Annotated in this window: 9 protein-coding genes and 1 riboswitch; all 9 genes read right to left on the reverse strand. The window is 70.5% G+C overall.

Annotated elements, in window-relative coordinates; all coding sequences use genetic code 11:
- Window positions 1–17: 17 nt before the first annotated feature.
- The 9 genes from rpoB to moaC all read right to left on the reverse strand — a co-directional run bounded on the left by rpoB (window position 18) and on the right by moaC (window position 13,151).
- A complete protein-coding gene (gene rpoB / locus AABM36_RS11395) occupies window positions 18–3,527 on the reverse strand; it encodes a DNA-directed RNA polymerase subunit beta (protein ID WP_259905777.1) in 3,510 nt (1,169 codons plus the stop codon).
- 227 nt (window positions 3,528–3,754) lie between these two features.
- Entirely contained in the window at window positions 3,755–4,498 is a 744-nt protein-coding gene (locus AABM36_RS11400; protein ID WP_259905778.1) for an MBL fold metallo-hydrolase, read from the reverse strand.
- A gap of 153 nt (window positions 4,499–4,651) precedes the next feature.
- A complete protein-coding gene (gene gcvT / locus AABM36_RS11405) occupies window positions 4,652–5,797 on the reverse strand; it encodes a glycine cleavage system aminomethyltransferase GcvT (RefSeq protein WP_423446362.1) in 1,146 nt (381 codons plus the stop codon).
- Window positions 5,797–8,691, reverse strand: coding sequence for an aminomethyl-transferring glycine dehydrogenase (gene gcvP, locus AABM36_RS11410; protein ID WP_259905780.1), 2,895 nt, complete (start codon window positions 8,689–8,691; stop codon window positions 5,797–5,799). The genes gcvT and gcvP overlap by 1 nt, the downstream gene beginning before the upstream one ends.
- Window positions 8,692–8,851: 160 nt before the next feature.
- Window positions 8,852–8,969, reverse strand: a riboswitch (glycine riboswitch).
- A gap of 190 nt (window positions 8,970–9,159) precedes the next feature.
- Window positions 9,160–9,546 (reverse strand): 50S ribosomal protein L7/L12, encoded by a 387-nt coding sequence (rplL, locus tag AABM36_RS11415; protein ID WP_259905781.1) that lies wholly within the window; start codon window positions 9,544–9,546, stop codon window positions 9,160–9,162.
- A gap of 125 nt (window positions 9,547–9,671) precedes the next feature.
- Window positions 9,672–10,205, reverse strand: coding sequence for a 50S ribosomal protein L10 (gene rplJ, locus AABM36_RS11420; RefSeq protein WP_019309659.1), 534 nt, complete (start codon window positions 10,203–10,205; stop codon window positions 9,672–9,674).
- A 414-nt stretch (window positions 10,206–10,619) separates the two neighbouring features.
- Window positions 10,620–11,456, reverse strand: a complete 837-nt coding sequence (gene fdhD / locus AABM36_RS11425) for a formate dehydrogenase accessory sulfurtransferase FdhD (protein WP_259905782.1) — start codon at window positions 11,454–11,456, stop codon at window positions 10,620–10,622.
- A 1-nt stretch (window position 11,457) separates the two neighbouring features.
- Complete coding sequence (locus AABM36_RS11430) at window positions 11,458–12,657, reverse strand: molybdenum cofactor biosynthesis protein MoaE (RefSeq protein WP_406018179.1); 1,200 nt, start codon at window positions 12,655–12,657, stop codon at window positions 11,458–11,460.
- A complete protein-coding gene (gene moaC / locus AABM36_RS11435) occupies window positions 12,654–13,151 on the reverse strand; it encodes a cyclic pyranopterin monophosphate synthase MoaC (protein ID WP_406018181.1) in 498 nt (165 codons plus the stop codon). The genes AABM36_RS11430 and moaC overlap by 4 nt, the downstream gene beginning before the upstream one ends.
- Window positions 13,152–13,226: the final 75 nt, after the last annotated feature.

Raw genomic sequence — 13,226 nt, forward strand, 5'->3', positions numbered from 1 at the left:
TGTGGACGAGCGGGGTCTCAGACCTCTTCGACCGAGCTGGGCTCGGAGTGGGAGAGGTCGATGCCGAGCTCGTCGGCAGCCCGGAAGCTGTCGTCCTCGGAATCACGCATTTCCACTGCGTTGCCGTCCGCGGAGAGGACCTCCACGTTCAGGCACAGGGACTGCATCTCCTTGATGAGCACCTTGAAGGACTCGGGCACACCCGGTTCGGGGATGTTCTCGCCCTTGACGATGGCCTCGTACACCTTCACGCGGCCGTGGACGTCGTCGGACTTCACGGTGAGCAGCTCCTGGAGCGTGTAGGCGGCGCCGTACGCCTCGAGCGCCCACACCTCCATCTCGCCGAAGCGCTGACCGCCGAACTGCGCCTTACCGCCCAGCGGCTGCTGGGTGATCATGGAGTACGGGCCGGTGGAGCGGGCGTGGATCTTGTCGTCCACCAGGTGGTGGAGCTTCAAGATGTACTGGTAGCCCACGGAGACCGGGTCCGGGAACGGCTGACCGGAGCGGCCGTCGAACAGCCGGGCCTTGCCGGAGCGCCCGATCAGGCGCTGACCGTCCCGCGTGGGGTTGGTGTGGTCCAGCAGGTCGAAGATCTCGTCCTCGCGGGCGCCGTCGAACACCGGGGTGGCCACGTTGGTGGGACCGGAGCTCTTGGGGAAGTTGCTGAGCCCCTTGAGCCACTCGGGGTCGCCCTCGATGTTCCAGCCCTGCTTGGCCAGCCAGCCGGTGTGGACCTCGAGCACCTGGCCCAGGTTCATGCGCCCGGGCACGCCCAGCGGGTTCAGGATGACGTCCACCGGGGTGCCGTCCTCCATGAACGGCATGTCCTCGACGGGCAGGATCTTGGAGATGACGCCCTTGTTGCCGTGGCGTCCGGCGAGCTTGTCGCCGTCCGTGATCTTGCGCTTCTGCGCCACGTAGACGCGCACCACCTGGTTGACGCCGGCGGGCAGGTCGTCGTCCTCGTCCTCGCGGTCGAAGACGCGCACGCCGATCACGGTGCCGGACTCGCCGTGGGGCACCTTGAGGGAGGTGTCGCGCACCTCGCGGGACTTCTCGCCGAAGATGGCGCGCAGCAGGCGCTCCTCCGGGGTCAGCTCGGTCTCGCCCTTGGGCGTGACCTTGCCCACGAGGATGTCGCCGGCCTGGACCTCGGCACCGATGTGGATGATGCCGCGCTCGTCCAGTGCGGAGAGCACCTCCTCCGACACGTTCGGGATGTCACGGGTGATCTCCTCGGCACCGAGCTTGGTGTCGCGGGCGTCGATCTCGTGCTCCTCGATGTGGATGGACGTGAGGACGTCCTCGGAGACCATGCGCTGGGAGAGGATGATGGCGTCCTCGTAGTTGAGGCCCTCCCAGGACATGTACGCGATCAGCAGGTTCTTGCCCAGTGCGAGCTCGCCGTGGTCCGTGGAGGGACCGTCGGCGATCACCGTGCGGGGCTCCACGCGCTGGCCCTCGGACACGATCACGCGCTGGTTGTACGTGTTGCCAGGGTTGGAGCGCACGAACTTGTTGATCGGGTAGAGCTTGGTGGTGCCGTCGTCGTTGAGCACCGTGACGAGGTCCGCGGAGACCTCCTCGACCACGCCCGGCTTGGTGGCCAGAACGGAGTCGCCGGCGTCGAGCGCGGCGTAGCGCTCCATGCCGGTGCCCACCAGGGGCGCCTCGGAGGTGAGCAGCGGCACGGCCTGACGCTGCATGTTGGCACCCATGAGCGCGCGGTTGGCGTCGTCGTGCTCGAGGTACGGGATCAGGGCGGTGGCCACCGACACCATCTGGCGCGGGGAGACGTCCATGAACTCGATGTCGGTGGGCTCCACCAGCACGGCCTCGCCGGAGCCGTCGGAGGCACGCGCGAGGACGGCGTCCTCGGCGAAGTGCCCGTCTTCGGTCAGGGGCGCGTTGGCCTGCGCGATGGTGAGCCCGCGCTCGTCGTCCGCGGTGAGGTAGACGACGTCGTCGGTGACGGTGCCGTCCACGACCTTGCGGTAGGGCGTCTCGATGAACCCGAACGGGTTGATGCGCGCGTAGGTCGCGAGCGAGCCGATCAGACCGATGTTGGAGCCCTCAGGGGTCTCGATCGGGCACATGCGGCCGTAGTGCGAGGGGTGGACGTCACGGACCTCCATGCCCGCGCGGTCGCGCGAGAGGCCACCGGGGCCCAGCGCGGACAGGCGGCGCTTGTGGGTCAGACCCGCGAGCGGGTTGTTCTGGTCCATGAACTGCGACAGCTGGGAGGTTCCGAAGAACTCCTTGATCGCGGCCACCACGGGGCGGATGTTGATCAGGGTCTGGGGCGTGATCGCCTCGACGTCCTGGGTGGTCATCCGCTCGCGCACCACGCGCTCCATGCGGGAGAGGCCGGTGCGGATCTGGTTCTCGATCAGCTCGCCCACGGCGCGGATGCGACGGTTGCCGAAGTGGTCGATGTCGTCCACGTCCACGTGGATCTCGCGGGCCTCGCCGTCGCGGGTGCCGGGCATGGTGGAGCCGCCGTCGTGCAGGGTGACGAGGTAGCGGATCATGGCCACGATGTCGTCCAGGGACAGCACGGAGGCGTCCGGGTCCGAGAACGGCTTGTCCAGACCCAGCTTGCGGTTGAGCTTGTAGCGGCCCACCTTCGCGAGGTCGTAGCGCTTGGGGTTGAAGTACATGTTGTCCAGCAGGGACTGCGCGGCGTCGACCGTGGGCGGCTCCCCCGGACGCAGCTTGCGGTAGATGTCCAGCAGGGCGTCCTCGCGGGACTCCGTGGTGTCCTTCTCCAGGGTGGCGCGGATGGAGTCGAACTCGCCGAACTCCTCCAGGATCTTGGCCTCGCTCCAGCCCAGCGCCTTGAGCAGCACCGTGACGGACTGCTTGCGCTTGCGGTCCAGACGGACGCCCACCTGGTCGCGCTTGTCGATCTCGAGCTCGAACCACGCACCGCGCGAGGGGATGATCTTGGCGGAGTAGATGTCCTTGTCGGACGTCCGGTCCTGGCCCTTCTCGAAGTAGGCACCCGGGGAACGCACCAGCTGGGACACGACGACGCGCTCGGACCCGTTGATCACGAACGTGCCCTTCTCCGTCATCAGCGGGAAGTCGCCCATGAACACGGTCTGCTGCTTGATCTCGCCCGTGTTGTTGTTCATGAACTCGGCCTTGACGTACAGCGGCGCCGAGTACGTGGCGTCGCGGTCCTTGCACTCGTCCATGGTGTACTTCGGGTCGTAGAACTCCGGCTCGGAGAACGAGAGGGACATGGTCCCCTGGAAGTCCTCGATCGGGGAGATCTCCTCGAAGATGTCCGAGAGCCCGGACGTGGTGGACACGCTGGTGTCACCGGTCTCCTGGGCCTCGACCACGCGGGCCTGCCAGCGCTCGTTGCCCACCAGGCGGTCGAAGCTGTCGGTCTGCAGCGCGAGCAGGTTGGGGACGTCCAGCGGTTCGTGGATCTTCGCGAAGGAGATGCGACGCGGAATGTTGTCGCTCGTGGGGTGGTTGGCGGAGACGTTCGTATCGGTGCTCGAGGCGACCAAGATGTGATCCTTCCACAGACATGCAGTGAATACGCGAGGTTCCCGGGGAGAGAGAAAGGGGCCGGTGACGACGAGTGTCGCGGACCGCCCCTGCGGCGCCCACCGCTATATGAAGGCACGCATGTATAAGGGACAACGCAAAGCACTAGCTTAGGCGAACCGCCGGAGCTTGTCCACACCCTTGCTGGACGAAACCCCACCCGGGCCGTAAGATGCCCGGCCGTCCCTCAGGCGACGCCGTTAGCGCGCGCCTCCGACGCCGCCCGGACCGCCCCGAGCCGCCACGGATCTCCGTGACCGGGCAGCACCAGGGCCGCGCCGGTGTCCGCGATCGCAGCGAGGGAGTCCAGGGCCATGTCCGCATCCGCGGTGGCGGCGCCGGCCACGATGCGCGGCCCGGTCAGACCGGTGTAGGGGTCGAGGGTCACGAGGGCGTCGCCCGTGATCACCGCGTCGGAGTCCGGCAGGTGCAGCGCACAGTGTCCCCAGGTGTGCCCCGCGGTGGCCACCACCCGGGGGCTGCCCGGGACGGGAACGATCTGCCCCGCGGTGAGCTCCCGGGTGACGGCCACCCCGCGCACGGCGGCGGCCCCGCCCGCGAGCATGGATCCCAGGACGGGAACGGCCCGGGGATGGCGCAGCGGGTACAGCGCGGTGGGTCGTTCGTGGGCGTAGGAGTAGGGGTGCGCCGCGAGGTGGCGCTCGTTCACGTGGGCGTGCACGGGGATCCCCAGGCGCCGCACGAGCCTGGCTGCGACCCCCACGTGGTCGAAGTGCGCGTGGGTCAGCACGAGAGCCCGGATGTCCTGCGGCGTCCTCCCGAGCTCGCGCACCGCCCACCCCAGCTCGTTCCACACCCGCGGCAGTCCCGCATCCACGAGCGTCAGCCCGCGCGAGTCCTCCAGCAGGTAGCAGTTGACGTGGTGGTTCTGGATCATGTGGATCCCGGGGGCGACGTCTCGCAGGAACACGGTGTCTCCTTCTCCGCCCGCCCCGCTCACGCGCGGCGGGCCTCTCCCGGCCCGCACGGTGGTCGGGTGTCACACGACGGAGCGGGCCTGCCAGGAGGCTACTCCCGACAGGCCCGCTCGTGGCACCACCCCTGGGGGTCGTGCGCGGTGCGATCAGCCCCGCTTGTAGAACGGCATTCCGGTCTGCGCGACCTCGACGCCGCGGCCGCGGGCGTCCTGGACGCTCACGTTCCCGGCCTCGATCTCGGCGAGCGCGTCCGTGGCCACGAGGGCCATGGCCACGGGCTTGCCCAGCGTGGGCGAGGGCAGGCCGCTCGTGACCTCACCGACGGTCTGCTCCCCCGCCAGCACCGTGTACCCCGCACGGATGGGCTTGCGTCCGAGGCCCTCCAGCCCGATCAGGGTGCGCTCGGGGGCGTTCTGCAGCATGGCGGCGAGGGCGTCGTGGCCCACGGTGCGGGTCCCGGCCTCGTCCTTCTTGCGCAGGGCGATCTCCACGAGCTTGCCCAGTCCAGCCTCCACGGGCGTGATCTCGGTCGAGAGCTCGTGCCCGTACAGCGGCATGCCCGCCTCCAGGCGCAGGGAGTCCCGCGCCGCCAGTCCCGCCGGCTGCACGGGTGCGTCCTCGGTGCCGAGCTCCTCGGCGGTCGCGAGCAGGGCGTTCCACAGGGTTTCCGCGTCGGCGTTCGCGCAGTACAGCTCGAAGCCGTCCTCGCCGGTGTAGCCCGTGCGGGCGGCCAGCACGTCCACACCGCCGCAGCGGGCGACGGCGCACGCGTAGTACTTCAGGCCGGCCACCTCCTCGGCGGGGTCCAGACCGGTGGCCCGGAGCACCTCGAGCGCCCGGGGGCCCTGCACGGCGATCAGGGACGTCTCCGGCCCCTGGTTCTGCACCGTGACGTCGAAGCCCTCGGCCCGCTGCTGCAGCGCCTCGACCACCGTGTCCTGGTTGCCGGCGTTCGGCACCACGAGGTAGCGGTCCTCGCCCAGGCGGTAGGTGATGAGGTCGTCCAGCACGCGGCCGTCCTCGTCCACGATCACCGAGTACTTGGCCCGACCCACGCCGATGCCGGAGAGCACACCCACGAGGGCGTGGTCCAGGAAGGCCCCGGCCTGCGGCCCGGTCACCTCCACCTCGCCCATGTGGGAGAGGTCGAAGATCCCGGCGCCGCGGCGCACGGCGTGGTGCTCGGCGGTGTCACTCGCGTAGCGCACGGGCATGGACCAGCCGCCGAAGTCCGTGAACCGGGCCTCCAGACGCTCGTGGGCCGCGTGCAGTGCGGTCTGACGCTCGCTCATCACTTCTCCTCTCCGGACGCGGCGGCGTGCGCGGCGTCGAACGCTTCGATCGGCGGGCACTCGCACACCAGGTTCCTGTCACCGGCGGCGTTGTCGATGCGACCCACGGGGGGCCAGTACTTCACACGGCGCAGCCCCGACACGGGGTAGCCGGCCTGGCTGCGGGAGTAGGAACGGTCCCACTCGTCCGCGGTGAGCACCTGCGCGGTGTGCGGCGCGTGGCGAATCACGGACTCCTCCAGGGAGACCTTCCCGTCCGCGATCTCCTGCATCTCCGCGTGGATGGTCCGCATGGCCTCGATGAAGCGGTCCAGCTCCTCGATCCCCTCGGACTCGGTGGGCTCCACCATGAGGGTGCCCGCCACGGGGAACGCCAGCGTGGGCGCGTGGAAGCCGAAGTCCACGAGCCGCTTGCACACGTCCTCGGCCGTGATGCCCGAGACCTTGGTCATGGGACGCAGGTCCAGGATGCACTCGTGGGCCACCAGCCCGCCGTCCCCCGTGTAGAGCGTGGGGAACACGTCCGAGAGCCGGCGGGAGATGTAGTTCGCACCCAGCACGGCCGTGCGGGAGGACTCGGTGAGCCCCTGTGCCCCGGTCATGGCGATGTACATCCACGTGATGGGCAGGACGCCCGCGGAGCCGTGCGGCGCCTGGGCCACGGGGAAGCCCGCGCCGCGCTCGTCCAGATCCGCCGTGGCCGGGTTGCCGGGCAGGTACGGCACGAGGTGCTCGGCCACGGCCACGGGGCCCACGCCGGGTCCGCCGCCGCCGTGCGGAATGCAGAACGTCTTGTGCAGGTTCAGGTGGGACACGTCCCCGCCGAAGCGGCCGGGACGTGCGAGGCCCATGAGCGCGTTCAGGTTGGCGCCGTCCACGTAGACCTGCCCACCGGCGTCGTGCACCGCGGCGCAGACCTCGGTGATGTCGGTGTCGTACACGCCGTGGGTGGAGGGGTAGGTGACCATGATGCCGGCCAGCTCGTCACCCACGGTGTCGATCTTCGCCCGGAGGTCGTCCTGGTCGATCGTGCCGTCCTGGGCGGTGGCCACCACCACGACCTTGAGGTCGGCGAGCACCGCGGACGCCGCGTTGGTGCCGTGCGCCGAGGAGGGGATCAGGATGGTCTTGCGCTGGTGCTCGCCGCGGTCCACCTGGTAGCGGCGGATGGCCAGCAGACCGGCCAGCTCGCCCTGGGAGCCCGCGTTCGGCTGCACGGAGACCGCGGCGTAGCCGGTGATCTCCGCGAGCCAGTCCTGCAGCTGCTCGATGAGCTCGGTCCACCCGCGGGTCTGGTCCTCGGGGGCCAGGGGGTGGATGCTCGCGAACTCGGGCCACGAGATGGGCTCCATCTCCGCGGCCGCGTTGAGCTTCATGGTGCACGAGCCCAGCGGGATCATGGTGCGGTCCAGCGCGAGGTCCTTGTCCGACAGCTCGCGCAGCCAGCGCATGAGCGAGGTCTCCGAGCGGTGGGTGTGGAACACCGGATGGGTCAGGTACTCGTCCGTGCGCAGCAGCGTCTCCGGCAGCTCGTACGCGGAGCCGTCCGCGGCGGACTCGCCCTCGGACGCGCCGCACGCCTCGGTCACCGCGGTGAGCACCTCCGCGACGTCCCGGTCCGTGTGCGGCTCGCCGAAGCTCACGCCCACGGTGTCCCCGTCAACGCGGCGCAGGTTGTACCCGCGGTCCGCGGCGGCGGCCACGACGGCGTCGGCCTGGCCGGGCACGGAGAAGGTCACCGTGTCGAAGAAGCGCTCGTGGGCCACCTCGATGCCACGGGCCCGCAGTCCTGCCGCGAGGTCCGCGGCCATGCCGTGCAGCCGCTCGGCCAGGGCGCGCAGCGCCACCGGGCCGTGGTGCACCGCGTACGCCGCGGCCACGATGGCCAGCAGCGCCTGGGCGGTGCAGATGTTGGAGGTGGCCTTCTCGCGGCGGATGTGCTGCTCGCGCGTCTGCAGCGCCAGGCGGTAGGCGGGGGCACCGGACGAGTCTGTGGACACGCCCACGATGCGCCCGGGCAGGGAGCGCTCCGTGCCCTTGCGGGACGCCAGGAACGCCGCGTGGGGGCCGCCGAAGAACAGGGGCACACCGAAGCGCTGGGCGGAGCCCACCGCGATGTCCGCGCCCATCTCCCCCGGGCTGCGCAGCATGGTCAGGGCGAGCAGGTCCGTGCTCACGCTCACGAGCGCTCCGGCCTCGTGGGCGGCCTCGATCACGGCGGTGGGATCGGTGACGTCCCCGTCCGCGCCGATCTGCGCGACGACGACGCCGAAGAAGTCACCCTCCGAGATCGCCTGCGCGGCGGCCTGGGGATCCCCGAGGTCCGCGAGCACCAGTTCGATGCCCGCGGCGCGCGTGCGTCCGGTGAGCACCGCCAGCGTCTGCGGCAGGCTGCGGCTGTCCACGAGGACACGCATGCTCTTGGAACGGCGGTTGGCGCGGCGCATCATGAGCACCGCCTCGGCCACGGCGGAGGACTCGTCCAGCAGGGACGCGTTCGCGACCTCCAGGCCGGTGAGGTCGATGACCGCGTTCTGGAAGGTCAGCAGCAGCTCCAGGCGGCCCTGGGAGATCTCCGGCTGGTACGGCGTGTAGGACGTGTAGAAGCCCGGGTTCTCCAGGATGTTGCGGCGGATCGCGGCGGGCGTCACGGTGTCGTGGTAGCCCTGGCCGATCATCTGGCGCATCACGGTGTTGCGGGAGGCGATCCGGCGCAGCGCGGACAGCGCCTCGGGCTCGTCCAGGGGCTCGGGCAGGTCGAGCGACTCGCGCATCCGGATGCTCTCCGGGACGGCGCGGTCGATCAGCTGGTCCAGGCTCTCGGCACCCACGGCGCCGAGCATGGTGGTGAGGTCATCGGCGTCGGGACCGATGTGGCGTGACAGGAAGGACATGCGAAAGTCTCCTGGGCTGCTCGTGGGCACGGCGTGCCCGATGAGTCCTCCCCGCTCTGTTCCATGACCTGAGAGATTTCGCCGGGGCCGCCCGCGGCGTGCCACCGACCTGCCCCGCCGGTGCTCCCCGGCCCGCAGGACGGTGAGCTCTTCAGAGTGGCCTGGTGCGGCGGTACGGGTGCCTGAGAGATTCCCGGGGAGGGTTTGCTCCTTCGGCGATGGCGCGGTCCCGGACGGTTCCCCGCCCCCGACCCGCCACGCTCTCCCGCCGCACTGTGACGGCCGAATGGTCAGGAGACAGTTTCGCACATCACACCGACGACGTGAACGCCCCCGGCCGAGGAGCGGCCCACGAGACCCGGAACGCACAGAACCCCGCACCGTGCGGTGCGGGGTTCTGCAGGGAGCCGGTCGGGCGGCGTCAGAGAACGCTCGCTCGGGCGCGGCAGGCGCGCGAGGCGCCGGGAATCACTTGACGGTGACGGTGGCGCCGGCGCCCTCGAGGGCTTCCTTCGCCTTGTCAGCGGCTTCCTTGGTGGCGCCTTCGAGGACGGCCTTGGGGGCGCTGTCCACGAGGTCCTTGGCTTCCTTCAGGCCCAGGGAGGTCAGGCCGCGAACTTCCTTGATGACCTGGATCTTCTTGTCACCGGCGGACTCGAGGACGACGTCGAACTCGGTCTTCTCCTCCTCGGCGGCACCGGCGTCGCCGCCGGCGGGGGCTGCACCGGCCACGGCCACGGGGGCGGCAGCGGTGACGTCGAAGGTCTCCTCGAAGGCCTTCACGAAGTCGGACAGCTCGATGAGGGACAGTTCCTTGAAGGCCTCGATGAGCTCTTCGGTGGTCAGCTTAGCCATGGTGTTGGCTCCTTACTTGTACGTGGTGCCGGAGCGGGTGGCTCCGACGAGGTGTGCGTGGGAAGAACACGGGTCTGTGCGGGACGGGGCCCGACCACCCGGAACCTGGGGTTCCCCGGAGGGGATCAGGCAGCGCTCTCGCCCTGCTCGTCCAGCTTGGCGCGCAGCGCATCCGCGGTGCGCACAGTCTTGGACAGCGGGGCCTGGAACAGCGCGGCGGCCTTGGACATCGACGCCTTGGCGGCACCGGCGACCTTGGCCAGCAGAACCTCGCGGGACTCGAGGTCCGCAAGCTTCTTGATCTCGTTCTCGTCCATTGCGACGCCGTCCAGGTAACCGCCCTTGACGACCAGCTGGGGGTTGTCCTTGGCGAAGTCACGCAGGCTCTTGGCGGCCTCGACGGCGTCACCGGACACGAAGGCGATGGCCGAGGGGCCGGTGAGCTGGCCCTCGAACGCCTCGATGCCCGATTCACGCGCGGCAATGGCGGTGAGCGTGTTCTTCACCACGGCGTATTCGGCGTTCTCACCGAGTGCACGGCGCAGCGTCTTCAGCTGAGCCACGGTGAGCCCGCGGTACTCCGTCAGGACGGCAGCGTGCGAGTTGGAGAACAAGTCCTTCAACTCTGCAACCGCGGCAGCCTTTTCAGGATTCGCCATGGTGCTCCTTCCTTACATGTGGATGCCGGCTCCGTGTCCGCCGGAGGCTGACACGACAAAAGCCCCGCGCAGATGCCCGGGGCTCGACCATGCTCGGATTCACACACGTGAGTACGTGTTCCGATGAAGGATTCGTGCTGGTTCACCTGCGCTGGACGGTCCTCGTTGCCGAGAACCTCTTAGACCACGCGCACCGAGGTGCGCATGATGACCGGCGGTCTTTGGTACCACCACCGTACCCCAGGGGCGTGGGCCCACGCAATTTCCCGCGGTCACCGCCCACCCGGGGCGTGGTCGTGAGCACGGGTGGGGTCGGGAGCGGCCCCTCCCCGCGGCGCGACGGTTGCGCTGCGTCGGCCGCCCGGCGGAGTGACCGCCCAGCGAGGTGACGGCGCGTCTTGACGGTCGCGCGGGTCATCGTCCCGTGATGCGCTCCGCAAGGGTGTAGACGTTGCACCGGCCCCGGCGGTTGAAACCCACCACGGTGACACCGCGCTCGCGCCCCGCACTGACGGCGAGCGCCGAGGGCGCGCTGACGGCCGAGAGCACGGGGATCCCGGCCATGGCCGCCTTCCCCACGAGCTCGAAGGATGCTCGTGCGGAGACCTGCAGCACCACCTCGTCCAGGGGGAGCAGCTCTCGTTGAACGGCCCACCCGACCACCTTGTCCACGGCGTTGTGGCGACCCACGTCCTCCCGGACCACGAGGGGCTCGTCCCGCCCCACGGGGAAGAGGGCCGCGGCGTGGACTCCCCCGGTGGCGTCGAAGATCCGCTGGTGCCCGCGCAGCTCATCCGGCAGGGAGACGAGCCGTGCCGCGCTCACGAGGGGGCGGGGCGGGGCCACCGGGTGGGCGCTCGGCTTCGCCACGGAGTCCAGGGACGGCGTGCCGCACACCCCGCACGAGGAGCTCGTGAACACCTGGCGCCGCGCACCGCGGTCCGGGCCCGGAGCGCGGGGGGAGAGCCGCACGTCCACCACGTTGTACGTGCGGTGCCCGTCCTGGTCCACACCGGAGCGGTAGTCCATCTTGAGCACGTGGGCGATCTCGGTGATCACGGCCTCGCTCAGCAGCAGGCCGGTCACGAGCTCGAAGTCGTCCCCGGGGGTGCGCATGGTCACGGTGAACGGCTCACCGTCCAGGCGGATCTCCATCGGCTCCTCCCCCGCGAGCCGGTCCGGCCCAGCGGCGACCTCCCCCGAGGCGTCGAAGCTCCGCACGCGGGCGGGGACGATTCTGCGCGCCACCATCTCAGGCGTCCAGTCCCACCCAGGTGTGCCGCCCGTCCTCGAAGCTCTCCCGCTTCCAGATGGGCACGCACTCCTTGATGCGGTCCACCAGCCGGGAGCACGCCGCGAAGGCCTCCGCTCGGTGGGCCGCGGCCACGGCGACCTCCAGGGCGCTGTCCCCCACGGCGAGCGCCCCGATGCGGTGCTCGGCCCACAGCCGGACCCCCGGGTGCTCACGGGCGACCTCCCGCACCGTGTCCGTCATGACCTGCTGGGCCGCGGGGTGCGCACTGTACTCGAGCCCCGTCACACCGCTCCTGCCGCCGTCGTGGTCGCGGATCACCCCGCTGAAGCCGACCACCGCACCGCAGCCGGGGTCGGCCACCTCGCGCCGGGCGAGGTCCCCGTCGAGCGGTTCCTCCGTGATCCGAGCCCGGAGCACGTGGTCTGCCGCCTCCGACCCGCTGCACGGGTCACCGCCACCCGGGGACGACGCCGCCGCGTCCGGGTCCGCGGCCCGGGCGGCGTCGTGCGCCGGCCCGGGCCCGGAGGCGACCGTGCTGCCGGCCGCCACCTGGGCGTCCGCCCCGGCCGGGTGGGAGTCGCCCTCGGCGGCGGGGAGAACCTCGTCCCCGGAGCGGGTCACCGAGCGGTCCTCCCCGTGGCCGTGGACGTCCTCCAGCTGGGCGCTGATGTGGTCGATGAGGGGATCCAGCACCGCCATCCCGTCCTTGACCCCGCCGCGCGAGCCCGGGAGGTTCACCACGAACGTCCGCCCCACCTGACCGGCCACGCCGCGGCTCATCGCGGCGGTGGGAGTCTTCTGAAGTCCCTGCGCCCACAGCGCGTGCACGATGCCCGGGGACTGCCGTTCCAGCACCGCGGCGGTGGCCTCGGGAGTGACGTCGTCCGAGTTCAGCCCCGTCCCCCCAGAGGTGACCACGAACCGCGGCCCCTCCTCCGTGTGGGAGTGCGCAGTGAGACGCCGCAGTGCGGCAAGCACCTCCGGTCCGTCCGGAACCACGTGCACCCGGCTCCGCAGGCCCCTTCCCTCGAGCCAGTCCCGCAGCACAGGTCCGCACAGGTCCTGCGCCGTTCCCGCGGCCGCGGAACTGGAGACGATCACGACCTCCGCCCGGCGTCCCACCAGGTGGAAGTCGCCGATCTCGTCCCGGTGGGCCGGACGCCGGGCGCCCACGTGCCGCTCGCCGTGTCCGCTCACGATGCGCTCCAGTCACCGCTCTTGCCGCCCGACTTGGCCAGCACCCGGGTGTCCTCGATGCTGGCGGCCTTGTCCACGGCCTTGACCATGTCGTACAGCGTGAGAGCCGCCACGCTCGCGGCGGTCAGCGCCTCCATCTCCACACCGGTGACACCGCGGGTGCGCACAGTGGCCTGCACGACCACCCTGTCCCGCTGCGGCTCGAGGTCCACGGTCACCTTGCTCAGTGGCAACGGATGGCACAGGGGCACCAGTTCCGGCGTGCGCTTGGCCGCCATGATGCCCGCGATCCGAGCCACGGCCAGGGCGTCACCCTTGGGCAGGTCCCCGTTCGCGAGCAGCTCGACCACGTCCGGGCGCGTGACGAGCACTGCCTGGGCCGTGGCCTCCCGGGACGTCACGGCCTTCTCGCTGACATCCACCATGTGCGCCGTGCCGTCCTCGCGCACGTGCGTGAGACGCTGCCGCGTCCTGTCCTCGGGCTGATCGCTCACTGTTCTCCTTGTGGTCGTGGGCCGTGGGGCGCCGTGCGTGGTGTGGCGCGGGCGGGCGGGCGGGCGGGCATGCGT

The organism is Kocuria sp. KSNUG, assembly GCF_049532735.1.
Classification (GTDB): domain Bacteria; phylum Actinomycetota; class Actinomycetes; order Actinomycetales; family Micrococcaceae; genus Kocuria; species Kocuria rhizophila.

Bases quoted from the DNA above. Each gene is read 5' to 3' on its own strand.
- fdhD (WP_259905782.1), bottom strand. From the start codon at position 11,456: ATGGTGGCGCGCAGAATCGTCCCCGCCCGCGTGCGGAGCTTCGACGCC.
- rplJ (WP_019309659.1), bottom strand. From the start codon at position 10,205: ATGGCGAATCCTGAAAAGGCTGCCGCGGTTGCAGAGTTGAAGGACTTG.
- gcvT (WP_423446362.1), bottom strand. From the start codon at position 5,797: ATGAGCGAGCGTCAGACCGCACTGCACGCGGCCCACGAGCGTCTGGAG.
- rplL (WP_259905781.1), bottom strand. From the start codon at position 9,546: ATGGCTAAGCTGACCACCGAAGAGCTCATCGAGGCCTTCAAGGAACTG.
- gcvP (WP_259905780.1), bottom strand. From the start codon at position 8,691: ATGTCCTTCCTGTCACGCCACATCGGTCCCGACGCCGATGACCTCACC.